The sequence below is a fragment of the Pseudomonas sp. GL_093 genome, from assembly GCF_057837605.1.
Genome location: NZ_CM174448.1, coordinates 3,500,375 through 3,524,990, shown reverse-complemented (window position 1 = coordinate 3,524,990; position 24,616 = coordinate 3,500,375). Strand labels below are relative to the sequence as shown.

Sequence of the window (24,616 nt, the reverse complement as noted above, 5' to 3'; positions counted from 1 at the left end):
TAACTCAATATGAACATCGAATTGCCTGAACCCATCGCCAGCTACCTTGCAGCGGAGAAGAGTCACGACGCCGAGATGCTGGACCGCTGCTTCGCCACAGATGCCGTGGTTCGCGACGAAAGCCGGACGTACAAAGGACTGGAGGCCATCAAAACCTGGAAGCAAGCTTCCCAGGCCAAGTACCAATACAGCGTCGAACCCTTGAGCAGCTCACAGGAAGGGCAAACCGTTACCCTGCTCGCCCGGCTAAGCGGAAACTTTCCTGGCAGCCCTGTCGAGCTCACCTACACCTTCGAACTCGCCGAAGGCAAGATCGCGTCTCTGGATATTTCCTGATGCCAGTCAGTTAAGCCGTAACGCGATCTGTAGCAGCTGCCGAGCCTGCGAGGCTGCGTTCGGCTGCGAAGCAGTCGTGAAACCTGCCCGCGAGGTAGTCCTGAAGAACCGCACTGCCTGATTTCACGACTGCTTCGCAGCCGAACGCAGGCTTCGCCAGCTGCTACAAAGTATGCGCTGCAACTGAAATTGCTTAACTGACTGGCATTAGGCAGAGCGCCGACCTCTCTCACGTATTCGGCGATTTATGCCACGGATAGCCTTTCGCGCTGAGTTGAAAGGCGTAATCGAACAAGCGCTTCATGTACTCGCCATCGAATTTATGAGCGCGAGAAGTATCAAAATCCGAGCCGATGTACGCCAGATTGAAATCCGCCCCATCCTGCTGCGCAATTCGGTAAATGCGATCCAGATCGCTGATCCCCTGAGTCTGGATCAATGCGCTGATGGCGCGACCGCCGATGCTCAAGGTGCGGCGCTTGGTTCCGGACCACTGCAACTCCAGTTTGCCGTTGCGAATGACATAGAAATGCCTTTCATCACGCATACGCGCCCCGGTCACGCGGTTCAGCGCCATCACGGTGCCTGGCGGGTAAAGGAACACCTGAGTCAGGACGCCTCCGTCCACGTGCATTTCCTGAAACTGTTGACCGTCAACCTCCACGTCGATCATGACGGGTGAGACGGCGCCGGGAATACTCATCGACGCGATCATGATGTTGCGAAACAGGTCGAGCGCGCCCGGTGCCTGGCTGGAGGCGATAGCGCCCATGTTCCAGGTGACCGGGCGTCCAGAATCAAGGTCGGTGGTGCCGATCATCAGCAGACGTCCTTTGGCGTATTCCGACGCGATCGCCGCAAGAACCTCGGCAGTGATGTGCTGTGCAATCAGCCGCGACAGAGGCTTGCTGTGCGCGATACCGTCACTGGCAAGACGGGTCAGCACATTGCGCGCATGGAAAATGTCTTTTGGACCGACTGCATTGCAGATACCCAGAATGACACCGTCGTACTGGGGCCCCAGGTAGGCAAACGGGGCGACCAGGGCGCCAGCGCTAATGCCGGTGACGACTTTGAACACCGGTCGAGATCCATGCAGGGTCCATCCCGCAATGATGCCCCCCGCGAATGTGCCTGCATCGCCGCCCCCCGAAACGGCCAACATGCTTGCCAGCGGCAGGGTGTCATTGGGCATCCCTGCGCTGGCGAGCGCCTCCGCCTCTCGAAGGTTGGCCTGACTCACATCCCGAATGAACGGCGTCAGATCCTGGTCCAGCCAGTAACGGGCATCTGGAATGTCAGGGATGAGCGCTTTTTCAGTTAACGTTGGCGGCACCGCATCTCGGCGTTGCAGGCATGCTTGACGCAACATGTTCAGCGTTGAGGCGCTAGGTCTGAGCAGGAATGTTTTCACAACGCCGCCTCCGGCCCCTGCAATCGACAAAGAACGCGCTCAATGCAACGGCAAGACGCCTTGCCGATCACGCACGCTCCACACACCCATGACTACGTTCTCAATCAGGCGCCGGTCTTCTGAAGACCAGCAGTTTACCGGTGGCTCGCTGCACGACCTTGTCATCCTGATTGAGTGTTTCCATAAACAGGGTCACCACACCCCGATCCGGTTTGGAGCTGGATGGGTCGATGGCCTGCACGGTGCATTGCAGACGCAACAGGTCGTCCGGGTAGGTCGGCGTCGGCCAGCTCAACTCGATGCCCAGGCCGATGATCCCGTCTGCCAACGGCACGCTTTCCACCAGCAGTTTCATGGTCAGGGCGGCGGTATTCCAGCCACTGGCTGCCAGGCCACGAAACAGGCTCAGCTCGGCGAGCTCAGGATCGAGGTGAAACGGTTGCGGGTCGAACTCCTGAGCAAAGGCCAGCATCGACGCTCGATGGACACGCAGGCTGTCGCTTTCGAACTGCTGACCCAGGCTCAGGTCATCGAGGTAGAGTTTTTCCCAGGAATGGATGGTCATGATTCAACCCTCTCTAGGCGTACAGGCAGGCCGCCACTCACGTCCACGTTTTAGTCGTGTCGACGAAGCAGTGAGGATTCTGTGCAGTCATGGCGACAGCCCTGCTCGTCAGGGCGAGTGGCCTGAACATCTTTCATGCTAGCGCAAGCCCGGGCAGTCATAACGTTGGCGGGACGTTCGGTCTGTCTTGCGGCTGATCCTCCACCCATTGCCAGAACAACTGATAGCCGACCGCAAGCACCACCGGGCCGATGAACAGACCGAGGATGCCGCTGGTGACCATGCCGCCCAGCGCACCGATCAGCACCACCGGCATCGGCACATCGACACCGCGCCCCAGCAGCAAGGGCTTGAGTACGTTATCCACCAGGCCGGCAACGAACACATAGATGGCGAAGATGATGGTCCCCGTGCTGGCCCCCTCGGTGGCGAACACAAAGGCAATCACAGGCAGCGTAATCAGCGTCGCCGGTAATTGCATGATGCCGAGCAGCAGCACCGCCAAGGCAAGCAGCCCGGCACCGGGGACGCCCTTGATCACGAATCCGATGCCCACCAGCAGCATCTGGATGAAAGCGATGCCGACCACCCCCAGCGCGACCGCACGGATCGTTGCGGTACAGAGTTCGGCGATTTTCGGCCCCTTGCCCGGGTCGCTGATGCGTGAAGCGATCTGTACCGCACTGCGGCTGCCGCTCTCGCCATAGGCCATGAAAATGCCGGCGATGATCAATGCAAAGATAAAGGTGAGGAAACCCATGCCGACGCCGGCCAGTTTGCCCAGGAAACTCACGCTGAAATGTTTTATCTGCGGCAGGTACTTCGCTGCCAGGTCGGGAAGATCGGTTGAGGCCTGCAGCCATAAAGCAGAGACCGACTTGCCCACCAACGGCCAGGTAGCGACTGAATCGGCGGGTGGCGGAATATGGAAGCTACCATCCTTGACGGTGGTCATGGCATGCGCGACCGAGTCGGCAATCGAGGTGACCAACAGATAGATCGGCACCATCAGCACAACGATAGCGATCAGCACAATCAGCGTCGCAATGTAGCCGTCTTTCTGACCCAGCGGCCCCTTGAGCCGCTCTTGCAGCGGGTAAAGGGTGATTGCCAGGATCAGCGACCACAGCATGAGGTCGCGGAACGGGCTGAAGATCTCAAAGCAGAACAGCACCAGTACGGCAATCAGTCCGGCACGGATCAAAACATCGAGCAGACTGCGTGTGAACGCCTTCTCGGAACTGGATGTGGGCACCATTGCTGCCTCCTTGCAGATCGCTGCAGAGGGATGAGATCGGTTAGCCCAGCATAGACGTTCATTAGAAAACGTGAGAAATCACCGCAGCTTCAGCGGATCGACCAGTTCAGCGGCGATGGCCATGCCCACCAGGTCCGGCAAGGTATTGGCCTGCATGCGTTTCATCACCCGCGAACGATACAAGTCGACGGTTTTTGCGCTCACGCCCAGTTGTTCAGCGATCTCACGGGTGGTGTAACCCTGGACCAGCGGCAGCAAGACATCGCGCTCCCGTGGGGTCAGTGTCAGCAAACGTGCCTGCAAGGCTTCATGGCCCTGATTGCCTGAGCGGTTTGCCGCGCAGTTGCTGAGCGCCTGCTGCACGCTGTCCAGTAGCAATTGCTCGTTATAGGGCTTCTCGATGAAGTCATGGGCGCCCGCCTTGAAGGCGCGAACCACGATCGGCACGTCCGCGTGCCCGCTGACGAAGATGATCGGCAGGTTCAGCTCACGTGTGCGCATTTCCTCCTGCACGTTCAAACCGCCCATGCCAGGCATGCGAACATCGAGCAGCACGCAGGCATCGAGCGTGGCATCACAGGCATTGAGAAATTCCACGCCACTGGTAAACGGCAAAGCCTTGAGCCCTACCGACTCCAATAACCAGACCGTTGAGTCGAGCATGCCTTGATCGTCGTCGACCACATACACCACGTGCTCCGTCACACCTGCCATTACGTTATTCCTGTTGTTGTTTTGTTGGGCCGGCCAGCGGCAAGCGGCAGCACATCAGCAGTCCGATCGGTTGGCGCAGGGCCTGCAATTCGCCACCGAAACCTTCGATGATGCTGCGGCTCATGGACAAGCCAAGTCCCAGGCCATCGGCCTTGCTGGTATAGAACGGGGTAAATATCTGCTCCAGTTCGGGCTCGCTGACGCCCGGTCCCTGGTCTTGCACACTGATTTCCACGGTTGCACCACCGCCCTGCCCCGCGGCCATCACGATCAGCGAAGGTTGCCCCGGATGTTGTTCGCGGTTGGCATCGATGGCATTGCGCAACAGATTGAGCAGCACCTGCTCCAGCAGCACCCGGTCGGCATAAATCGGCGGCAGATTATCCGGCAGGCGATCCTCGATTGTCACTTGGCAATTGCTCGCTTCCCAGGCACACAAACGCACGGCCTCTCGGGCGACGTCGGTGAAATTCAGGGCCTGCATCCGGCGTTGTCCCTTGCGCAGAAACGCGCGCAAACGTCTGATCACTTCTGAGGCATGCGTGGCGTGATGGGTAATGCGTTCCAGCCCTTGCGCCACTCGGGCGGCGGCCTGGGGATTGGAATCCAGGGTCTGTAAGTAGCGCTGGCTGGCATTGGCATAATTGACCACCGCCGCCAACGGCTGGTTGATTTCGTGAGCGATGCCCGAGGCCAATTCACCCAGGGTGACCAACCGCGCGGTGTGCGCCAGTTCGTCCTGATGGCGGCGCTGCTGCACTTCACGCAGTTCACGCTCGGTCATGTCCCGCGCCACCAAGGAGTAATAACGCTCGCCACCGGCCGAGCGGTGCGCCAGCAACACCAGCGATACCGGCACTGAAGTGCCGCCACCCGGTGGCTGCAATCGCGCATCGGTGCTCCAGACGCCATCGCGTTCGGCGCTGCTCCAGCCATCACGCTGTAGACGTGTCAGGTCGGCGCTGGTGAACAATTCTGCCAACGCCGGCATCGGTTGTTGCTCGTCGATCCCGAGAATGCGCCGCGCCGCTGGATTGAGGTAAGTGACTTGCCCCTCGGGGTCGATGAACAACACCGGATCGGTGTTGGCCTCGACCACCTCAGCCAGACGCCGCTTGTTCTCCTCGGCTTGCACTCGGGCGGTGATGTCCCGGGACACGCTGACCACTTCAACCACGGTCCCGGTGTAGGTTTCACGAATCGCCCGGCTCGCGGTTTCAAACCACAAGTAATGCCCGTCTCGATGACGAATGCGATAGGTCATCGTGTGATAACCGTCCTGCTCCAGGGCATCCCGTGCGCGCTGCACCAGACTGGCCAGGTCCTGACCATGGAACAAACCCTGGGCCATTTGCCCGCGCAATTCTTCCGGCCAGTAGCCGAGCAATGTCCAGGACGCGGGCGAGGCATCCAGAAAGCGCCCGTCCGGTGTGTGTCGGGAAATCAGGTCGGTGGTGTTCTCGATGATCAACCTGTACAGCCGCCGTGCCGTGGCGGCTTCACGCTCGGCCAGCACTTGTGCCGTGGCGTCGCGGCAACGGGCGAGTACACGGTTGTCCTGGGGATCGGGGATAAACGTCCAGATCAGGATCTGCGCTTCGAACTGGGCTTCGACCCCTTCGATGGCGCGTTGCTGGTCGAGGCAGGCACGGACCAGCACCCGGTGATTCACCGGCAAAAAGCCCAGCACCTCGGTCAACGGTTTTTCGGCCAGCAACGCCAGCAGCGCCGCATTGAATTCCAGCGGTCGGCCCTGGGCATCGAGCAACAGACTTGGTTGCGGATCGTGCCCCAACAGCGGTGAGCCACGCAGCATGCCATTGACGCTGCTCAGCAAGGTCGTCAGCAAATCCTGCACCCAACCCAGCCAATCAAGACTCACGCCCTCGCACACTTCCACCAGCAACAACCCCGGCTGCCCCGGTTGCAAGGCCAGATCAAACACCTGGCCATGACTGATAGCAGCCCGGCGCAGTCGCCCGGACAACCAGCAATCGAGTTGCCGCACTTGCGCCAGGTCCAGCCGCCCCGCCTCGACCAGCCGATCAAACAGCAACTGATCACTGGCCAGCGATGGGTCGCCCAGGCCCGGTGGAAAATGCTGGGCGGCGCCCTCGTGGCTGTAAATCCGCGCATTGGCTTGCCAACTCAGATAAACCGCCCGGCGCACCTCGGGACACTCCTGCAGCGCACGGCACAATGCATCGGCCCGGGCGGCCAGAGACACACCCTCGCGCTGCAGGCGCAACCAGCTGTGCAATCGAACGGGAGTCAGGGTCATCACAGGTCCGCTTCGTTGGGGAAGCCAAGGATATACCGGCCTTGGCGGTGTGACTGTATTGATTTAGAACAGCAAGAATCAAATATAGTACATATCCTATATGACGTAGGTTGTACTTCCATATCAGTAGCTGAATGTTATATAAAGCAAACCGGACATAAAAGGTGCCCTCAGCGGCGACGCTGCAAGGGTCACCTATAGAGCTAACAATCAGCCACCGAGTACCCGTACATGTCGATCTATGAACAAGGGCTAGGCCCTGCGGCTGTCAATCATATTGCCTTGTCTCCGCTCAGCTTCATCGAGCGTACCGCCAGCGTTTACCCCAACTACCCCGCCGTCATCCATGGTTCTATTCGCCGCACCTGGGCGCAGACCTACACCCGCTGCCGCCGTCTGGCTTCGGCGCTGGCCGGTCGCGGCATCGGCAAGAACGACACGGTGGCGGTGATGCTGCCCAACATTCCCGAGATGCTTGAAGTGCATTTCGGCGTGCCAATGATTGGCGCGGTGCTCAACCCGCTCAACGTGCGTCTGGATGCCGAAGCCATCGCCTTCATGCTGCAGCATGGCGAAGCCAAGGTGCTGATTACCGACCGCGAATTCCATGATGTGATTCACGCGGCGATCGGCATGCTCGATCACCCGCCACTGGTGATCGACGTCAATGACCCGGAATACGGCGAAGGCCAGGCGGTCAGCGATCTGGACTATGAAGCGCTGTTGGCCGAAGGCGATCCGGCCTTCGCCTGGCAGTGGCCGGAGAACGAATGGCAAGCCATCTCGCTGAATTACACCTCAGGCACCACCGGCAACCCCAAAGGCGTGGTTTACCACCATCGCGGTGCTTATCTGAACTCGTTGGGCAACCAGATGACCTGGGCCATGGGCAACCATCCGGTGTACCTCTGGACCCTGCCGATGTTCCATTGCAACGGTTGGTGCTACCCGTGGATCATCACCGCCATGGCCGGTGTGCATGTGTTCCTGCGCCGTGTCGATCCACAGAAAATCCTTACGCTGATCCGCGAGCATCAGGTCACCCATCTGTGCGCTGCGCCGATCGTGCTCAATGCCTTGGTCAACATGCCGGAGTCGGCTAAAGCGGCGATCGATCACCCGGTCAACGCGATGGTCGCCGGTGCCGCGCCACCGGCCAAAGTAATCGGTGCCGTGGAAGAAATGGGCATCAAGGTCACCCACGTGTATGGCCTGACCGAAACCTATGGCCCGGTGACGCTCTGCGCCTGGCATGCCGAATGGGATGAGTTGCCGCTGGACGAACGGGCGCAAATCAAATCCCGTCAAGGCGTGCGCTACCCGACGCTCGAAGGCGTGATGGTCGGCGACTCGAAGACGCTGGAGCCGACGCCGCGAGACGGTCAGACCATCGGTGAGATCTTCATGCGCGGCAACACCGTGATGAAGGGCTACCTGAAGAACCCGACCGCCACGGCTGAAGCGTTCGAAGGCGGCTGGTTCCACACCGGCGATCTGGCGGTGTGTCATCCGAACGGTTACGTCGAGATCAAGGACCGACTCAAGGACATCATCATTTCCGGCGGCGAGAACATTTCCACCATTGAACTGGAAGGTGTGCTCTATCGCCATCCAGCCGTCATGGAAGCGGCCGTCGTCGCCCGTCCCGATGAGAAGTGGGGCGAAACGCCCTGCGCCTTTATCACGTTGAAGGCGGATCACCAGGACGTCCGCGAGGCCGACATCATCAGTTTCTGCCGCGAGCATCTGGCCGGTTTCAAAGTCCCGCGCACCGTGATTTTCACCCTGCTGCCGAAGACTTCAACCGGCAAGATCCAGAAGTACGTTCTGCGCGACAGGGCCAAAGCGCTCTAACCGAATCGACGTTGTACCCACCAGGCGGCCGGTGTTTTTACCGGCCGCTTCGGGCTCGTGCAGGCTGAATTTGGCCCTGCCCTGACCCACACACTGATAACAAAAACAATGTGGAGCCACCCATGATCGACATCCATTCAACCGATACCCAACGCTGTGAACGCATTCGGTCCAACCCGAAATTCCTTCAATTGGTGAGCAGCCGTTCGCGCCTGGCCTGGTCACTCAGCGCTGCGGTGCTGGGCACTTACTACGCGTTCATGCTGGTGGTGGCGTTTGCCCCGCAGTGGCTGCATGCGCCGATCGCCGAGCATCGGATGTTGACCCTGGGCATGCCGGTTGGCGCGGCGATCATCATTTTTTCCTGGCTACTGACCGGTTGGTACGTCTACAGCGCCAACACGCGTTTCGATGCACTGGGCGCCGCCATTCTCGAGGAGAGCAAGTAATGAACCTGCTCCGTAAACTGCTCCTCGCCGCTGCGGGACTATTGCCGGCCTCCGTTGTGCTGGCTGCACCCGCGCTGGGTGCGGTGGAAAAACAACCGCTCAACCTGCATGCGATCGGCATGTTCTTCGTCTTCGTGCTGGGCACGCTGGCCATTACCTGGTGGGCCGCGCGGCAAACCAAATCCACGTCTGACTTCTATACCGCGGGCGGTGGCATCACCGGGTTCCAGAACGGCTTGGCGATTGCCGGCGACTACATGTCCGCCGCCACGCTGCTGGGGCTGTCCAGCCTGGTGTTCGCCAAGGGCTACGATGGCTTCATCTATACCATCGGTTTCTTCGTCGGCTGGCCGATCATCACCTTCCTGATGGCCGAGCGTCTGCGCAACCTGGGGCGCTACACCTTTGCCGACATCGTGTCCTATCGACTGGACCAGAACAAAGTGCGGATCTTCGCCGCGTTCGGTTCGTTGACGGTGGTGTGCTGCTACCTGATCGTGCAGATGGTCGGTGCCGGTCAGTTGATCAAGTTGCTGTTCGGTCTCGACTACCCGGTAGCCGTGGTGATCGTCGGCGCACTGATGCTGGTGTATGTGATTTTTGGCGGCATGATCGCCACCACCTGGGTGCAGATCATCAAGGCTGTGTTGTTACTTGCCGGCGGCACGACCCTGGCGTTCATGGCCATGTCGCAATTCGGTTTCAGCTACGAAACCCTGGCCACCAAAGCTGTCGAAGCCCACGCCAGCGGCTGGAACATCATGGGCCCCGGCTCAATGCTCGCCGACCCGATCAACACCGCTTCAATGTCGCTGGGCCTGGTGTTCGGGATTGCCGGTCTGCCGCACATTCTGATGCGCTTCTTCACCGTGCCTAACGCCAAGGAAGCGCGCAAGTCGGTGTTCTACGCCACCGGTTTCATCGGTTTCTTCTTCCTTGTTGTCTGCACCCTGGGCTTTGCCGCGATGGTGATCATCGGCACCGACCCGCAGTACTACGTCAATGGTGAAGTCGGCGGCGCGTTGATTGGCGGCGGCAACATGGTCGCCATGCACCTGGCCAAAGCGGTCGGTGGCAACCTGTTCTTCGGTTTCCTCTCGGCCGTGGCCTTCGCCACCATTCTTGCGGTGGTCTCCGGGCTGGCCCTGGCCGGTGCCTCGGCGATATCCCATGACCTCTACGCCACAGTATTCAAGAAAGGCAAAGCCACCCAGAAACAGGAAATGCGCGTGACCCGCATGGCCACTGTCGGCCTGGGCATCATCGCGATTCTGCTGGGCATTCTGTTCGAGAAGATGAACGTCGCGTTCCTGGTGGGCCTGACCTTCGGCATCGCCGCATCGACCAACTTCCCGGTGCTGATCATGGCCATGTACTGGAAAGGCTTGACCACCAAAGGCGCGATCATCGGTGGTTTCGCCGGCCTGATCTGCGCACTGGTGCTGGTGATCCTCTCGCCAGCCGTCTGGGTCACCGTGCTCGGCCATGCTCACGCGATCTTCCCGTACGACCACCCGGCGCTGTTCTCCATGCCGCTGGCGTTCTTCGTGATCGTCGTGGTGTCGACACTCGACCGCAGCGTGCGGGCCGACAAGGAGCGTGACGCTTACGCCGACCAGTTCGTTCGCGCCCAGACCGGCCTCGGTGCCGCCAGCGCTTCCAGCCATTGATAGAAAGGGCACGGCCTGCTCAAGCGGCGCCGTGCCCATCGCACAACCTTTTGAGGTTCACGTTATGCCCGAATTCAACGCCCCGCTGCGCGACATGCGCTTTGTCTTGCATGAAGTGTTCGATGCCCCGGCCCTGTGGGCACGCCTGCCAGCCCTGGCCGACAGTGTCGACGCCGCCACCGCTGACGCCATTCTTGAGGAGGCGGCCAAAGTCACCTCGCACCTGATTGCGCCATTGAATCGCAGCGGCGACGAGGAAGGCGCCCAGTGGGTCGATGGCCAGGTCAGCACGCCAATCGGTTTCAAACAGGCTTATGCCACCTACATCGAAGGCGGCTGGGTGGGTCTTTCCGGTAACGCCGATTTCGGCGGCATGGGCATGCCGAAGATGCTCGCCGTGCAGTTCGAAGAAATGCTCTATGGCGCCAATTCCAGCTTCGCCCTGTATTCGGCGTTGAGTTCCGGTGCCTGCCTGGCGCTGGATGCCCACGCCAGCGACACCCTGAAAAACCTCTACCTGCCGCCGATGTACGAAGGCCGCTGGGCCGGTTCCATGTGCCTGACCGAAGCCCACGCCGGCACCGATCTGGGGATTATCCGCACCCGCGCCGAACCTCAGGCCGACGGCAGCTTCAGCATCACCGGCAGCAAGATCTTCATCACCGGTGGCGATCAGGACCTGACCGAAAACATTGTCCATCTGGTGCTGGCCAAACTGCCGGACGCACCGGCGGGGCCGAAAGGCATCTCACTGTTCGTCGTGCCCAAAGTACTGGTCAATGCCGACGGTTCCCTCGGCGACGCCAACGCCGTGAGTTGCGGCTCGATCGAACACAAGATGGGCATCAAGGCCTCGGCCACCTGCGTGATGAACTTCGACGGCGCCAGCGGTTGGCTGGTCGGCGAAGCCAACAAAGGTTTGGCGGCGATGTTCACCATGATGAACTACGAACGCCTGTCCATCGGCATTCAGGGCATTGGTTGCGCGGAAGCGTCCTATCAAAGCGCCGTCGCCTACGCCCGTGAACGTGTGCAGAGCCGCGCACCGACCGGCGCCATTGCTCCGGACAAAGTGGCTGACCCGATCATCGTTCACCCCGATGTGCGCCGCATGCTGCTGAGCATGAAAGCCATGACTGAAGGTGGCCGCGCGTTCGCCAGTTATGTCGGGCAGCAACTGGACCTGGCGAAGTTTTCCGATGACGCCAAAGAACGCGACAGCGCGCAAACCCTGGTCGCGCTGCTCACTCCGGTAGCCAAGGCGTTCTTCACCGACACCGGCCTGGAAAGCTGCATCAACGGCCAGCAAGTGTTCGGCGGTCATGGCTACATCCGCGAATGGGGCCAGGAACAATTGGTCCGTGACGTGCGCATCGCGCAGATCTACGAAGGCACCAACGGCATTCAGGCCCTGGACCTGCTCGGACGCAAAGTGCTCGCCGACAAGGGCTTTGCGCTGCGCCAGTTCACCGGCGAGATCCGCCATTTCGCCCATCAGCCTGACGCGCCCTACTCCGCTCAACTGTTCGATGCCGTGCAGCGTCTGGAAGACCTGAGCGACTGGCTACAGGATCAGGCCGCGACCAACCGCAACGAAGTCGGTGCCGCGTCGGTGGAGTATTTGCACCTGTTCGGTTACGTCGCCTACGCCTGGCTTTGGGCGCGTATGGCACAGGTTGCCAAGCAAAAACTGCACGAAGACCAAGGGTTTTATGGCGCGAAAATCGCCACCGCCGACTTCTATATCCACCGCCTGCTGCCGCGCATTTTGAGCCTGGAGCAATCCATCCGCGCGGGCAGTGGCTCCTTGTTTGGCCTGAGCGCCGAACAGTTCTAACGATTGAACCGCACGCGGCGCCACGCTCCTATCTTTTGGCGTTCGCGTTTTTTATCGATAAGCCCTCGCCGACCTGGCGAGGGCCGCGGGACCTGTCTTTCCATAATAAAAACAAAGGGGCTTCACCATGGACCGCAACACCCGCACCCTCGCTACCCGACTGTTGCTGGCCGGCGGCGTCATCAGCCTCTCGGCCCCCGCCGCCGCTGACTTTGTCAAAGACAGCAAGGCCAGCCTTGAGCTGCGCAACTTCTATTTCAACCGTGACTATCGCCAGGACAACGCCGCCCAATCCAAACAAGAGGAATGGGCCCAGGGTTTCCTGCTGCGCTATGAATCGGGCTTCACCGAAGGTTTGATCGGTGTCGGCTTCGATGCCATTGGCCTGGTCGGCGTCAAGCTCGATTCCAGCCCTGATCGCGCAGGTTCCGGCCTGCTCAAACGCCACCGCGACACGAGCAAAGGTGCTCAGGACGAGTACGGCGAACTGGGACTGACCGCCAAAGTACGTGCCTCAAAAAGCACGCTGAAACTCGGCACGCTGCTGCCGAAACTGCCCACGTTATTGGCCAACGATTCACGGCTGTTGCCACAAACCTTCAAGGGCGGCCAGTTGACGTCGCTGGAACTCGAAGGCCTGACCGTGGATGCCGGGCGACTGACGCAGGTCAATCAGCGCGACTCCTCCGATTACGAGGACATGGGCATCACCCGAACCGGCGCCAAGGGCATCACCACACGTCATCTCGACAGCGACAGCTTCGATTTCGCCAGCCTGAACTACAAATGGACCAGCAACCTCGCCACCGGCTACAGCTACGGTCACCTCGACAATTTCTACAGCCAGCACCTGGTCAACCTGACCTACGTGTTGCCAGTCACAACCGGCCAGTCGCTGAAGACGGATCTGCGCTTCGCCCGTTCCACGGACGATGGAGGCAGTAATGTCGATAACAATGCGATTGGCGCGATGTTCACCTACAACCTCGGCGGGCATGCGTTGGGCCTGGGTTACCAAGGCATGAGCGGCGACACTGGCTACGCCTACGTCAACGGCACCGATGCGTTCCTGGTGAACTTCGTGCAGATCGGCGACTTCGCCAGCAAGGACGAAAAATCCTGGCAGGCGCGCTACGACTACAACTTTGCGGCCATCGGCGTTCCGGGCCTGACCTTCATGACCCGCTACCTCACCGGCGACAATATCGATCTGGGCGGCAATCGTCCTGAAGGCAAGGAATGGGAACGTGATACCGACATCGGCTATGTCGTGCAGAGCGGGCCGTTGAAGAATGTCGGGGTGAAATGGCGTAACGCGACGGTTCGCTCGACCAACTTTGGCAGCGACCTGGATGAAAACCGCCTGATCGTCAGCTACACCCTGCCGATCTGGTAAGCACCGCAATGATCGTTCCCACGCTCTGCGTGGGAATGCAGCCCGGGACGCTCCGCGTCCCAAGAGCGGACGCAGAGCGTCCATTGAGGCATTCCCACGCGGAGCGTGGGAACGATCCGTACCCGTCAACCCGCGGCAGTGGCCAGAGTAGGTTAAGATGCCTGCAAACCAGGCCCGCCGCGAGACGCCCCGCATGACTGATACCACCCCCCGCCTGATCAAGAAGTACCCCAATCGCCGACTGTATGACACCCACACCAGCAGTCATTTGACGCTGGCGGACATACGCCAGTTGGTGGTCGACAAAGTTGCCTTTCAGGTGGTCGATGCCAAGAGCGGCGAGGATCTGACCCGCAGCATCCTGCTGCAAGTGATTCTGGAAGCTGAAAGCGGCGGTGAGCCGATCTTCACTACCGAAATGCTGATGGGGATTATCCAGTTCTACGGCCCTTATCAGGGCGTACTCGGTAGCTATCTGGACAAGAGCATTCAGACCGTGATCGACATCCAGTCCCAGACCGGCGCGCAGTCGTCCGAAGCCTGGAGCGACTTCATGCATCAACAGGCCCCGGTGATGCAGGACCTGATGCGCCAGTATGTCGACCAGTCGAAGGCGTTGTATCTCAATACCCAGAATCTGTTTGGCATGTTCGGCGGTAAACCCGGTACCGATAACGGGCCGAAAAAAAATGGCGATGGGGAATAAACCCATCGCCATTGGTGCCGCTTGCTTGACGTGACTTACTTGTTACCGCTGGTAGCCTTGGCGCTTGCTTCTGGAGCCGCTTTGGTGGCCGCGGCAGTCGCTGCGTCAAAACTGCTCTGAGCCACATCGGCAGCCTGTTTTACGGCTTTCTGTGCGCTTTCGAACACAGTACCGGCATTCGCCAGGCTCGACTTGAACGCAGCCACAACAGGCTCGGAGCCGGCCGGTGCATTCTTGCTGATGGCTTCAACGAACTCTTGCACCTGTTGGGTGCCCGCTTCGACCTGACCCGAGGTCAGTTTGGCGATGTCCGACTGAGTACCCACGATCAGTGCTTGAACCTGACGATTGAACTCGGCCAGACGTTCGGTCTGCGCGCTCGGCTGGGTGAAAGAAGCCTGCAGCTCGGCGAAACCTTGTGGATCACGGACGGCCAGCAGCTTGCGAACACCTTCGAAGTGCTCTTCGGTGGAGTCGCGCAGTGCCTTGAACTGCAACTGGCTGAGCTGTTCAACGCTGGCGAAGACTTTGCCGCTGATTTGCTGCAAAAGATCGAGGTTGGCTTTCTGAGCGGTTTGCAGTTTTTCCGAATTGAAAAAAGACATGCTTGAATCTCCTGGTACTGGAAGGCCCTGATGGGCCTGAGGACGCGATAGCGATCCGGCCAGTCATCGCGTTAGCCTTGATATTGCAGTGCACAAAACTATTTGGCAACGTCTAATTTTGTGCGGTGCAAAATAACCTTTGCTAAAGCCCTCCTTATTCGCTGTAAACTCCTGCTCATCGAACGGCCAGGCTCGCCCTCTTTAACTAAAGGGTTCTGATGGGCCGGTTCCCATGCACAGCGTCAGGAGATCACGATGGGTCAGGAATTAAATATTGCGCTGCAAGATGAAGAGTTCTCCGAGCCCGCCGGCTTGTTCGAACACCTGAATCATCTGCAACGCCTCAATACCCGTAACGTCCTCGACGCCGTGCAGAAGCGCCAGGCAAAAACCTTCGCGCCTTTAAGCCTTGGGCAACTCCGACAGCCAACGCCTGCTGACTGGCAGGAATACTTCACCGACCTCAGTCAACGCAGCGTGTTGTTCTGGGACGCCTTGCGTCAGCGCGGCGACAACACCCTGGCCCACGAACGCGCCGGGTATCCGCTACTGCTCAAGTTCAATCATGAAACGCTGGTCGCCGGTGAAGACCTGCCCCGCCCGGTCAATTACTCGCTGTTGCAAATCCTTGGCGGTCCCGGACAACAGATCGACAGCAAAAAACAGCCGGTGATCATCATCGATCCCCGCGGCGGTCACGGCTCGGGCATCGGCGGTTTCAAACAGGATTCGGTCATAGGCGAAAGCTTGAGAGCCGGCCACCCCACCTACTTCGTCTCCTTCAGTCACTCGCCTCGCCCAGGGCAAACCCTCGCCGATATCACAGAAGCCCAAGCGAAGTTCATCGAGGTCGTCAGCGCCCGGCACCCCGACAGCACCAAACCCGTGGTGATCGGCAACTGCCAGGCTGGCTGGGCGTTAATGGGCCTCGCGGCCACCCGTCCGGAGCTGCCGGGGCTGATCATCGTCAATGGTGCACCGCTGTCGTACTGGGCCGGCGTCAATGGCCGCAATCCGATGCGCTATTCCGGCGGCTTGCTGGGTGGTGGCTGGATGGCGCGCCTGGGGAGCGACCTCGGCAATGACCGTTTCGACGGCACCTGGCTGGTCAGCAATTTCGAAAACCTGGACCCGGCCAACACCTTTTGGGGCAAGTACTACCACCTGTTCAGCGAAGTCGACAGCGAGGCCGCACGCTTTCTGGATTTCGAACGCTGGTGGGGCAGCCCGACCCTGCTCAATGGCGAAGAGATCGAGATGATTGTCGACGACCTGTTCATCGGCAATCGGCTGTCCGGTGGCCTCGGGCGCAAGAGCAGCGGGCTTGACCTCAAGCTGATCGAAGTGCCGGTGGTGGTGTTCTGCTCGTATGGCGACAACATCACCCCCCCGCAGCAGGCACTGGACTGGATCTCCGACGTTTATCCCAGCGATCTCGCGTTGCAAAATGCCGGACGCACCATCGTTTACCTGCGACACGCGAGCATCGGTCACCTGGGCATCTTCGTGTCCGGTGAAGTGGCGCGGCGTGAGCACCGTGAGTTGCTCGGTGCGGTCGATGCGATCAATGCGCTGTCGGCCGGGCTGTATGAAATGCTCATCGAAGACCTGCCGGAGAATTCGGCGACGCCGTATGCCGTGCGTTTCGAACGCCGGCGTATCGCCGACATCCATGGTCAGGTGCAGCCGCCCCGTGATGACGATCGCGAATTTGCGCTGGTCCAGCGCGCGTCCGCCATCAACAACAGTGTGTACGACGAATTCATACGCCCGTGGTTGCGCCAGCTGATCAACGAACCGAGCGCCGAACTGCTGCGCCGAGCGCACCCTTTCCATCAGCAGCAAGTGGCCTGGAGCAGTTTGAACCCGGCGCTGTGGTGGCTGGCAGGCAGTGCCGCTCAAGTGAGCAAGGATCGTCACCCCGCCAACCAGAACAACCCGTTGCTGGTCTGGCAGGAACTGTTTTCCAACCAGGTGCAGGACGCCTTGAACGGCTATCGGGATCTGCGCGATGCGGCTCAGGAAATGTGTTTCTACGGTGTGTATGGCGTACTCAACAGCCTGGCCGGCAATGCACCCGGGCGAAATCTTCAGGAACATGCCAAGCAGCACGACAAGGTTTTGATCGAGCGCTTGCAGGATGCCCTGCCCCTTGGCGGCCTGATGGAAGCCTTGATACGGATCCTGTTCCTGCTGGGCCGCGACAGCGACGAGCCGGGCAAGGAAAGTGTCGAAAAATTGATCCTGCAATTGCAGGTGCTGCTCCAGGACTACAGTGCCGAGCCGCTTGATCTGCGCGAAACCCTGCGCCTGCAAAAACTGCTGGTCGCCACCCATCCGCAAGAAAGCCTGCACAGCCTGCCCTTGATGCTTGTCGAGGTCGAAGAGCGCCAACAAGTGCTGGCAGCCGTCGCCAATTTGCTGCCGGAACTGCTGACCAGCGGTGCAGACAACCCCTTCTGGCGTGAGCTGCACACGCTGCTCGACGTGCCGCTGCCAGGTTTCAGCCTGACTCAACCACCCGGCGAAGCCGATGCCATCGAAGAGAAAGTCCCGGTGGTAACCCCAGAGCCGATCAAGCAGATCACCCCGGTGGTAACCCCGGAGCCAATCAAGCAGAAAATAACCGCAGTTACCCCAGACCCCATCGCCAAGGTTGCGAGTCCGGTGCGCAAACCTGCCAAGGGCAAGAAAGGCGTGAAAAAACCTCCGGTGAAATAACGTTGAATGCTGACGAGGACCGCGTCAGACCGGCGCGGCTTCCTCGACTTCAAACGATTCATCGGCACGATACTGACCGGGCGTCATGCCAAACCAGCGGCTACAGGCTTTGTTGAAACTGCTGTGATCATGAAAACCAAGGAGATACGCGACATGCTTCATGTTGAAGTGAGAATGGCGCAGGTAGAAGTCGGCCAGTTGCCGGCGCACCGCGTTCTGCACGTCCTTGAATTGTGTCCCTTCCTTTTCCAGCGCGCGTTGCAGCGTCCGCTTGCTGATGTTCAATGCCGCCGCAATCGACTCCATGTCGCACTGTCCATGGTCCTGACTCAAACGCTCGGTAATCAACGCGCGAATCCTGCCGACGATGCAAAAACCAAACAGCAGATCCAGTTGAGCCTCGGCAAAACTGTCATGCAGCACCGCCAACGCTTCATTGGCCATGCTCAACGGACGCAACAGCTCCTGTCCGTCAAACAAAATGCTGTCGTACGCCGCATCGAAACGCAGGTCGCAGCCAAACAGCCGTCGATGCTCGGAGGTGTCTTCTGGTTCGGGATAGGTGAATTCCACGCACAAGGGTTGCGGTGCGTTGCCGCCCGCCAGCTTACGGCAGAAACCCAGCAATGAAGCCAGCGCTGCATCGGTGTATTGGCGAGGTTTGACCGAGCCTTTTTGTTGATGATCAAGGCCGGAAAGTCGGTAATTCTGCTGTTCCGCTGTAAAGAAAAGGCTGAATCCGGTGCCGATCAACGGACTGAAACGGACCAGTCGTTCAAGGGCTTTTTTCAGATTCAGGCTGGACATCATGGTGTAGCCGACGATTTGAAAACTGCCGGGGTGGAAACTTCCATAGGCCCTTAAGCCAATGTCCGGATCACTCGAGGCCTGAGCGGCCAGATCCCATAGTCGATAGATAGCCTTTCGCTCGCAAAACGCTCCAGGTTTGTCCGCGAGCCTCATGTCTAGTTCAGCCTCCTGGCACAGACTGGCAACATCCAGTCCTTGAGCCAAGAGCGTATTTACCAGCACGCTGGCATAGCCTGAACTCATTCTATACATGGCGTCCTCAATGACCTGTGGAACCGAACATCCTGTCCGGAGCCATGACTGATCTGCGATGAATCAAATACTAACGGGTGGTTCAGTTGCCAATATTGATCCCAGTATAGGTACTCCTCATATTTAGCCAGCCGGGCATTACAAAGGCATGGCACCGTTGGACACCAGACCGTCACCTCTCAACACTTCCGCACACCCCGTCAATGCCGAACAATCCCCCATCTTGCAGCGCAAAATACAAAAAGGAAGAGAGCATATGAAGTCGCTTGGTCGTATTGCGTTGGTAACGGGTGGTATGGGTGGGATTGGCACTGCGATAAGCCAACGCCTGTACACGGAAGGATTCAAGGTGATCGTGGGCTGCAGCTCAGATTCCGCCCGCAAGAAAGAATGGATGGCGAGCCAACTGGAGGCGGGTTATCAATTCGAATGCATCTATGGCGACATCACCGATTGGGAATCAACGCGCAAAGCGTTCGAGATGGCACGAGAGCAATTCGGCCCGATCGATGTCTTGGTCAACAACGCCGGGATCACACGTGATGCGTCCTTTCGCAAACTGACGCCCGAAGACTGGAACGCGGTCATCGGCACCAACCTGAGCGGCCTGTTCAACACCACCAAGCAGGTGATTGAAGGGATGTTGGCCAAGGGTTGGGGACGGGTCATCAACATCTCCTCGATCAACGGTCAGCGCGGCCAGTTCGGCCAGACCAACTACAGCGCGGCCAAGGCCGGCATCCATGGCTTCACCATGGCCCTGGCCCGGGAAGTGTCCGGCAAGGGCGTGACCGTCAACACCGTTTCCCCAGGGTACATCCAGACCAGCATGACCGCGGCCATCCGCCCGGACATTCTCGACACCATGATCGCGGCCACACCGGTCGGGCGTCTCGGCCAACCTGCAGAAATCGCTTCCATCGTGGCCTGGCTGGCTTCCGATGAATCGGCCTATAGCACCGGGGCCGACTTCTCGGTCAACGGCGGCATGAACATGCAGTAGACCTGTCAGGGCATGGATGCCCTGCTTTTGCTCGACAAAATCTTAATGAGGTCACGCATGAACGAAGTCGTAATCGTTGCCGCTACTCGTACCGCCATTGGCAGTTTTCAAGGTGCCTTGTCCGCGATTCCAGCCACCGAGCTGGGCGCGGCGGTCATTCGCCGTTTGCTGGAAGAGACCGGTCTGGACGGCTCGCAGATCGATGAAGTGATCCTCGGCCAGGTACTCACCGCAGGCTCGGGGCAAAACCCGGCGCGCCAGACGGCAATCAAGGCCGGCCTCCCCCATACCACCCCTGCCCTGACCCTGAACAAGGTCTGCGGCTCGGGTCTCAAGGCTGTCCAGCTGGCGGTCCAGGCCATCCGTTGTGGCGACGCCGAACTCATCATTGCCGGCGGTCAGGAAAACATGAGCCTGGCGCCGTATGTGCTGCCCAAGGCCCGCACCGGTTTGCGTCTGGGCCATGCGCAACTGCAAGACAGCGTGATTCAGGACGGTTTGTGGGACGCCTTCAACGACTACCACATGGGCATTACCGCCGAGAACCTGGCAGAGAAGTACGAGCTCAGTCGCGAAGACCAGGACGCTTTCGCCGCGGCCTCGCAACAGAAAGCCGCTGCTGCCATCGAAGCGGGCTACTTCAAGCGTGAAATCACCCCGATCCTGATCCCTCAGCGCAAGGGTGAACCGCTGGTCTTCGACACCGATGAACAGCCACGTCCGGACAGCACACTGCAGGCGCTGGGCAACCTCAAACCGGCGTTCCAGAAAAACGGCAGCGTGACCGCCGGTAACTCATCGACACTCAACGACGGCGCCGCCGTCCTGTTGCTGGCCAGTGCCGCCAAAGCCCTGGCCCTCGGCTTGCCGGTGCTGGCACGCATCAAGGCTTACGCCAGCGCTGGCGTGGACCCGTCGATCATGGGCATCGGCCCGGTACCGGCCACCCGTTTGGCATTGACTAAAGCCGGCTGGAGCCTGGACGACCTCGACCTGATCGAAGCCAATGAAGCGTTCGCCGCGCAATCACTGGCAGTCGGCAAGGAACTGGGTTGGGACACCAGCAAAGTCAACGTCAACGGCGGCGCGATTGCCCTGGGTCATCCGATCGGTGCATCGGGCGCGCGAATTCTGGTGTCGCTGTTACACGAGCTGATTCGTCGCGACGGCAAAAAAGGCCTGGCCACGTTGTGCATCGGTGGCGGCCAGGGCGTCAGCCTGGTCATCGAGCGCTAGAAACACAGGAGTGTTTGCTTAAGTTGCTGACGCGGCGCCGAAGTCCGGCGCCGCGGTTTTTTTCGGCCCGGTTTACGGATGTGGGCAAGGAGTTCCATGGACAATAACGCGCATACCTTCAACACCTTCTGGTCAGGCCAGGTTCCGTTCATTGCCTCCTTTGCAGTGCAACAATTACGTCTCTGGGTCAGTAGCAATCCGTGGTTTACCGGCCAGGAATACAACGAGTGGTTTGACCTGCCGCGCGGCACCCTGGACAGCCTTCAATCGGATTACCAACAGCAATGGGGCGAACTCGGCCAGCAACTGCTGACCGGTCAGCCATTCAGCTTCGATGATCGACGTTTTTCCAGCGGCAACTGGAGCCAGCCCCTGTTCGGCTCCCTCGCCGCCTTTTATCTGCTCAACGCAGGGTTTCTGCTGAAGCTGCTGGACAAGTTGGCGATCCCGGACAAAAAACCGCGTCAGCGCCTGCTCTATCTGGTGGAACAAGCCATCGCCGCCGGGGCGCCGAGTAACTTTCTGGCCAGTAATCCCGATGCGCTGCAACGGGTCGTCGATACCCAGGGAAGCAGCCTCCTCACCGGCCTGTTGCACCTGGCCAGCGACCTGCAAGAAGGCAAGATGCGCCAATGCGACGCCGGTGCCTTCAAAGTCGGTGTTGACCTCGCCAACACCCCAGGCGAAGTGGTCTTCGAGAACGAACTCTTCCAGCTGATTCAGTATTACCCGCAAAGCGAAACCCAATACCGGCGTCCGGTGTTTGTCGTGCCGCCGTCAATCAACAAGTACTACATTCTCGACCTGCGCCCGGACAACTCGATGGTTGCCCATCTGTTGAAACAAGGCCACCCGGTGTTTCTGATGTCGTGGCGCAACTTCGACCAGGAACACGCTGGCACCACCTGGGATGACCTGATCGAAACCGGCGTCATCAAAGGCCTGCAAGTGACCCGCGAGATCAGCGGCGAACAGCGGCCCAATTGCGTCGGCTTCTGCATCGGCGGCACCTTGTTGAGTTCGGCGCTGGCCGTCCTGGCGGCGCGCGGCGACCGCGAGATTGGCAGCGTGAGCCTGTTGACCACCTTCCTCGACTACCTCGATACCGGCCCCATCGACATCTTCGTCGACGAACAATTGGTGGCCTACCGCGAGCGCACCATCGGCGGCCAGGACGGCCCCATCGGCCTGTTCAAGGGCGAGGACATGGGCAATACCTTCTCGCTGCTGCGCCCCAACGACTTGTGGTGGAACTACAACGTCGACAAATACCTCAAGGGCCAGAAACCGATCCCCCTTGACCTGCTGTTCTGGAACAACGACAGCACCAACCTCCCGGGCCCGATGTACTGCTGGTATTTGCGCCACACCTATCTGCAGAACGACCTGAAATCCGGTGAGCTGGACTGTTGCGGGGTCAAGCTGGACCTGCGCGCCATCGATGCTCCGGCGTACATCCTCGCCACCCATGACGATCACATCGTGCCGTGGAGAAGCGCTTACGCCAGCACCGAGTTGCTCTCCGGGACCAAGCGTTTTGTCCTGGGTGCCTCAGGGCATATCGCCGGAGTGATCAACCCGCCGGCCAAGGAAAAGCGCCACTACTGGACCAACAACCGGGTCACCAAAAACCCGGAAACCTGGTTCAAGAACGCCCAGCAACATTCCGGTAGCTGGTGGAATGACTGGTTCGTCTGGCTGGCTGAACAGTCTGGCGAACGCCAGTCCTCGGTACTGCATACCGGCAACGCGCAATACCCGGCGATCGAGTCGGCACCGGGGCGTTATGTGATGCAGTGATCGACGGCTGGCGAATCCTGCGTCCGGCGCTGTAGCAGCTGTCGAGCCTGCGAGGCTGCGTCCGGCTGCGCAGCAGTCGTGAACCCTGAGTACGCGGTGAGTCTGACGCACCGCATTGTCTGACCTTACGGCTGCTGCGCAGCCGGACGGGGCGGTCCCCTCCCCACAAAGGATCGTGACTACTCAGATGGGGCGAGTCGATCCAGTGCTCGGTACCCCACCAACTCGGTCAGCATGATTACTTGTGAAATACCCAGCAGGGTATTGCGACTTGTCCCCTCTGTACGATCCGCCAAATCCATAGTCATTAAACACGCGATCTTGACTGTGTGGATTTGGCGTCGGCGCAGGTCCCACAAGCGGTGTCGAAAATCAAAAAATCGAGGATTTGTCCCACATGTTTTTCGGGTTGGCCGTCGGACGCGCAACGTTTAACGTGGTGGCTCCAGTCAGGTAAGAGAGATAGCGCCTGGCGCCCGGCAGGTTTGGTTTCATGCTGTGAGAACGTAATGTGCGAGAGCAATACTTTCGCCGACAAACTCAATTGCGCAGGTCGCGACATTTGGCGCTATGATTGCGTCAAATGTCGTATGGAGGTAATCGGTATGCCCGCCGCGAATCAAGCAGACAAGCCTGCCGTCAAACCCACAGGAAAAGCAGTCGTAGCGACGGAGACAAAAAGTGTCACCCGAAAGCCGACTGAGGTGCTGTTACATGGCCGCGAAGGTGATACGCGCATGTTGATCATCCGATACACAAAGGAAGGCTTTGACCTGAGCGACGTCAGGGACATGCTTTCTATATCCGATCTTTACATGGCGCACGGCCTAGTTCAGCGCATTACAGGGAAGTCCCTCAGGACTGTCCAGCGCTTGGCGAAGGAGACCAAACCAGTGCGGCTAAACCAGCAACAAAGTACAGTCGCCTTCCAGTATGCGCAGGCCCTGGAGCACGCCATCAACGTGTTTGGCAATCAGCAGTTGGCTGAAGATTGGTTGAAGAAACCCTGCAAATACCTGGACGGAAACATCCCGCTGGAGCTGATCGACAACTCGCTTGGTTTCCAGGTAGTCGAGGACTATTTGACCCGGATTGAACACGGGGTTTATCAATGAATCCTTTGCCCTGGGATGGGAAGTGGCACGCTTGGCGCCTTGACCGCGAGGTCTTCAAGGACACGTGGGACAGTGGCATTGGTGCGCAGCAATCCGGTGGTCGATGGAACCCTCCCGGCCGCCGGGTTATTTACGCTTCGGCCGACCCGTCCACTGCCATTCTGGAAGTCGCAGCCCACGCAGGCTTCGATACGCTGGATAGGGTGCCTCACGTGTTGACGTGCTTCGAAGTGCTGGATTCGAATTTCATCAAGGTTGTTCAGCCCGAAGATGTGCCAAACCCCAATTGGCTTATCCCGTCTCAACTCTCGCCCAATCAGCAGCTGTTTGCTGATGACCTGCTGGCCGAACATCCCTTTCTGCTCATCCCGTCTGCAGTCACCCGTCATTCATGGAATCTGTTGGTGAGCTGCGACTTGGCCGCGGATCAATTCAAACTTGTTTCGCAGGAGCGCTTAGGGCTGGACACCCGGTTGCTCAAGTGAAACAAAAAATGGCGGAAGGCAGCCGGAGTCGAACCTGCCCGGGAACGGATGCCGTCCCCAACCGGGTTTGAAGCCCGGCCGCGCCACCGGGCGCGATTGCCTTCCTTGA

20 protein-coding genes, 1 tRNA gene and 1 pseudogene are annotated in these 24,616 nt (G+C 59.4%); 13 read left to right on the top strand and 9 right to left on the bottom strand.

The genetic code is table 11. From position 1 onward, the window contains the following. The first annotated feature begins 9 nt into the window (after positions 1–9). Positions 10–336 (top strand): nuclear transport factor 2 family protein, encoded by a 327-nt coding sequence (locus AC3IUE_RS16215; protein ID WP_056742276.1) that lies wholly within the window; start codon positions 10–12, stop codon positions 334–336. Between the two features lie 229 nt (positions 337–565). On the opposite strand, the gene AC3IUE_RS16210 is transcribed toward AC3IUE_RS16215, so the two are convergent. From AC3IUE_RS16210 to AC3IUE_RS16190, 5 genes are all read right to left on the bottom strand, one after another. Further along, entirely contained in the window at positions 566–1,750 is a 1,185-nt protein-coding gene (locus AC3IUE_RS16210; protein WP_489262907.1) for a patatin-like phospholipase family protein, read from the bottom strand. Between the two features lie 100 nt (positions 1,751–1,850). After that, positions 1,851–2,315, bottom strand: a complete 465-nt coding sequence (locus AC3IUE_RS16205; protein ID WP_056742272.1) for a MaoC family dehydratase — start codon at positions 2,313–2,315, stop codon at positions 1,851–1,853. A 157-nt stretch (positions 2,316–2,472) separates the two neighbouring features. Next, complete coding sequence (locus AC3IUE_RS16200) at positions 2,473–3,573, bottom strand: AI-2E family transporter (protein ID WP_489262906.1); 1,101 nt, start codon at positions 3,571–3,573, stop codon at positions 2,473–2,475. Positions 3,574–3,651: 78 nt separating this feature from the next. Further along, positions 3,652–4,287: a response regulator transcription factor gene (locus tag AC3IUE_RS16195; RefSeq protein WP_046049845.1), complete on the bottom strand. Its 636-nt coding sequence runs from the start codon at positions 4,285–4,287 to the stop codon at positions 3,652–3,654. A 4-nt stretch (positions 4,288–4,291) separates the two neighbouring features. After that, positions 4,292–6,568, bottom strand: coding sequence for a PAS domain-containing sensor histidine kinase (locus AC3IUE_RS16190; RefSeq protein WP_489262905.1), 2,277 nt, complete (start codon positions 6,566–6,568; stop codon positions 4,292–4,294). Positions 6,569–6,799: 231 nt separating this feature from the next. Between AC3IUE_RS16190 and AC3IUE_RS16185 the strand changes: the two genes are divergently transcribed. The 6 genes from AC3IUE_RS16185 (at position 6,800) to phaR (ending at position 14,480) form a co-directional block, all read left to right on the top strand. Next, positions 6,800–8,422 carry an acyl-CoA synthetase gene (locus AC3IUE_RS16185; protein ID WP_489262904.1) on the top strand — a complete coding sequence of 541 codons (1,623 nt, stop codon included), beginning with the start codon at positions 6,800–6,802 and terminating at the stop codon, positions 8,420–8,422. Positions 8,423–8,544: 122 nt separating this feature from the next. Further along, positions 8,545–8,871, top strand: coding sequence for a DUF485 domain-containing protein (locus AC3IUE_RS16180; RefSeq protein WP_048393398.1), 327 nt, complete (start codon positions 8,545–8,547; stop codon positions 8,869–8,871). Beyond that, the gene (locus tag AC3IUE_RS16175) at positions 8,871–10,541 is read left to right on the top strand and encodes a cation acetate symporter (protein ID WP_489262903.1); all 1,671 of its coding nucleotides are present in this window, start codon (positions 8,871–8,873) and stop codon (positions 10,539–10,541) included. Before AC3IUE_RS16180 ends, AC3IUE_RS16175 begins: the two co-directional genes overlap by 1 nt. 64 nt (positions 10,542–10,605) lie before the next feature. Beyond that, on the top strand, positions 10,606–12,378 hold the full coding sequence (locus AC3IUE_RS16170) for an acyl-CoA dehydrogenase C-terminal domain-containing protein (protein WP_489268728.1): 1,773 nt from the start codon (positions 10,606–10,608) through the stop codon (positions 12,376–12,378). Positions 12,379–12,505: 127 nt separating this feature from the next. Then, positions 12,506–13,774, top strand: a complete 1,269-nt coding sequence (locus AC3IUE_RS16165) for an OprD family porin (RefSeq protein ID WP_489268726.1) — start codon at positions 12,506–12,508, stop codon at positions 13,772–13,774. A gap of 157 nt (positions 13,775–13,931) precedes the next feature. Next, positions 13,932–14,480 carry a polyhydroxyalkanoate synthesis repressor PhaR gene (phaR, locus tag AC3IUE_RS16160; protein ID WP_489268724.1) on the top strand — a complete coding sequence of 183 codons (549 nt, stop codon included), beginning with the start codon at positions 13,932–13,934 and terminating at the stop codon, positions 14,478–14,480. A 35-nt stretch (positions 14,481–14,515) separates the two neighbouring features. Here phaR and phaP read toward each other — a convergent pair whose 3' ends face one another. Further along, positions 14,516–15,085: a TIGR01841 family phasin gene (gene phaP, locus AC3IUE_RS16155; RefSeq protein ID WP_056742252.1), complete on the bottom strand. Its 570-nt coding sequence runs from the start codon at positions 15,083–15,085 to the stop codon at positions 14,516–14,518. A gap of 255 nt (positions 15,086–15,340) precedes the next feature. Between phaP and AC3IUE_RS16150 the strand changes: the two genes are divergently transcribed. After that, complete coding sequence (locus AC3IUE_RS16150) at positions 15,341–17,806, top strand: DUF3141 domain-containing protein (protein ID WP_489268722.1); 2,466 nt, start codon at positions 15,341–15,343, stop codon at positions 17,804–17,806. Positions 17,807–17,830: 24 nt separating this feature from the next. Here AC3IUE_RS16150 and AC3IUE_RS16145 read toward each other — a convergent pair whose 3' ends face one another. Further along, entirely contained in the window at positions 17,831–18,868 is a 1,038-nt protein-coding gene (locus tag AC3IUE_RS16145; RefSeq protein ID WP_489268720.1) for an AraC family transcriptional regulator, read from the bottom strand. Between the two features lie 256 nt (positions 18,869–19,124). On the opposite strand from AC3IUE_RS16145, the gene phbB reads away from it, so the two are divergent. The 3 genes from phbB (at position 19,125) to phaC (ending at position 22,907) form a co-directional block, all read left to right on the top strand. Then, on the top strand, positions 19,125–19,871 hold the full coding sequence (phbB, locus tag AC3IUE_RS16140) for an acetoacetyl-CoA reductase (RefSeq protein ID WP_056742246.1): 747 nt from the start codon (positions 19,125–19,127) through the stop codon (positions 19,869–19,871). A 57-nt stretch (positions 19,872–19,928) separates the two neighbouring features. Next, positions 19,929–21,107, top strand: a complete 1,179-nt coding sequence (locus AC3IUE_RS16135) for an acetyl-CoA C-acetyltransferase (RefSeq protein WP_489268719.1) — start codon at positions 19,929–19,931, stop codon at positions 21,105–21,107. 96 nt (positions 21,108–21,203) lie between these two features. Continuing rightward, positions 21,204–22,907 (top strand): class I poly(R)-hydroxyalkanoic acid synthase, encoded by a 1,704-nt coding sequence (gene phaC, locus AC3IUE_RS16130; protein WP_489268717.1) that lies wholly within the window; start codon positions 21,204–21,206, stop codon positions 22,905–22,907. Between the two features lie 179 nt (positions 22,908–23,086). Here phaC and AC3IUE_RS16125 read toward each other — a convergent pair. Beyond that, positions 23,087–23,224 (bottom strand): annotated as a pseudogene (locus AC3IUE_RS16125) (DUF6124 family protein); the annotation flags it as partial. A gap of 288 nt (positions 23,225–23,512) precedes the next feature. On the opposite strand from AC3IUE_RS16125, the gene AC3IUE_RS16120 reads away from it, so the two are divergent. Both AC3IUE_RS16120 and AC3IUE_RS16115 read left to right on the top strand, forming a co-directional pair. Then, a complete protein-coding gene (locus tag AC3IUE_RS16120; RefSeq protein WP_489268716.1) occupies positions 23,513–24,022 on the top strand; it encodes an Xre family toxin-antitoxin system antitoxin in 510 nt (169 codons plus the stop codon). Next, a complete protein-coding gene (locus AC3IUE_RS16115) occupies positions 24,019–24,507 on the top strand; it encodes an RES family NAD+ phosphorylase (protein WP_489268714.1) in 489 nt (162 codons plus the stop codon). Before AC3IUE_RS16120 ends, AC3IUE_RS16115 begins: the two co-directional genes overlap by 4 nt. Positions 24,508–24,516: 9 nt before the next feature. Here AC3IUE_RS16115 and AC3IUE_RS16110 read toward each other — a convergent pair. Next, positions 24,517–24,612, bottom strand: a tRNA-Sec gene (locus tag AC3IUE_RS16110). Positions 24,613–24,616 lie beyond the last annotated feature (4 nt).

Bases quoted from the DNA above. Each gene is read 5' to 3' on its own strand.
- AC3IUE_RS16215 (WP_056742276.1), top strand. From the start codon at position 10: ATGAACATCGAATTGCCTGAACCCATCGCCAGCTACCTTGCAGCGGAG.
- AC3IUE_RS16205 (WP_056742272.1), bottom strand. From the start codon at position 2,315: ATGACCATCCATTCCTGGGAAAAACTCTACCTCGATGACCTGAGCCTG.
- AC3IUE_RS16200 (WP_489262906.1), bottom strand. From the start codon at position 3,573: ATGGTGCCCACATCCAGTTCCGAGAAGGCGTTCACACGCAGTCTGCTC.
- AC3IUE_RS16195 (WP_046049845.1), bottom strand. From the start codon at position 4,287: ATGGCAGGTGTGACGGAGCACGTGGTGTATGTGGTCGACGACGATCAA.
- AC3IUE_RS16190 (WP_489262905.1), bottom strand. From the start codon at position 6,568: ATGACCCTGACTCCCGTTCGATTGCACAGCTGGTTGCGCCTGCAGCGC.
- AC3IUE_RS16185 (WP_489262904.1), top strand. From the start codon at position 6,800: ATGTCGATCTATGAACAAGGGCTAGGCCCTGCGGCTGTCAATCATATT.
- AC3IUE_RS16180 (WP_048393398.1), top strand. From the start codon at position 8,545: ATGATCGACATCCATTCAACCGATACCCAACGCTGTGAACGCATTCGG.
- AC3IUE_RS16175 (WP_489262903.1), top strand. From the start codon at position 8,871: ATGAACCTGCTCCGTAAACTGCTCCTCGCCGCTGCGGGACTATTGCCG.
- AC3IUE_RS16170 (WP_489268728.1), top strand. From the start codon at position 10,606: ATGCCCGAATTCAACGCCCCGCTGCGCGACATGCGCTTTGTCTTGCAT.
- AC3IUE_RS16165 (WP_489268726.1), top strand. From the start codon at position 12,506: ATGGACCGCAACACCCGCACCCTCGCTACCCGACTGTTGCTGGCCGGC.
- phaR (WP_489268724.1), top strand. From the start codon at position 13,932: ATGCCTGCAAACCAGGCCCGCCGCGAGACGCCCCGCATGACTGATACC.
- phaP (WP_056742252.1), bottom strand. From the start codon at position 15,085: ATGTCTTTTTTCAATTCGGAAAAACTGCAAACCGCTCAGAAAGCCAAC.
- AC3IUE_RS16150 (WP_489268722.1), top strand. From the start codon at position 15,341: ATGGGTCAGGAATTAAATATTGCGCTGCAAGATGAAGAGTTCTCCGAG.
- AC3IUE_RS16145 (WP_489268720.1), bottom strand. From the start codon at position 18,868: ATGTATAGAATGAGTTCAGGCTATGCCAGCGTGCTGGTAAATACGCTC.
- phbB (WP_056742246.1), top strand. From the start codon at position 19,125: ATGAAGTCGCTTGGTCGTATTGCGTTGGTAACGGGTGGTATGGGTGGG.
- AC3IUE_RS16135 (WP_489268719.1), top strand. From the start codon at position 19,929: ATGAACGAAGTCGTAATCGTTGCCGCTACTCGTACCGCCATTGGCAGT.
- phaC (WP_489268717.1), top strand. From the start codon at position 21,204: ATGGACAATAACGCGCATACCTTCAACACCTTCTGGTCAGGCCAGGTT.
- AC3IUE_RS16120 (WP_489268716.1), top strand. From the start codon at position 23,513: ATGCCCGCCGCGAATCAAGCAGACAAGCCTGCCGTCAAACCCACAGGA.
- AC3IUE_RS16115 (WP_489268714.1), top strand. From the start codon at position 24,019: ATGAATCCTTTGCCCTGGGATGGGAAGTGGCACGCTTGGCGCCTTGAC.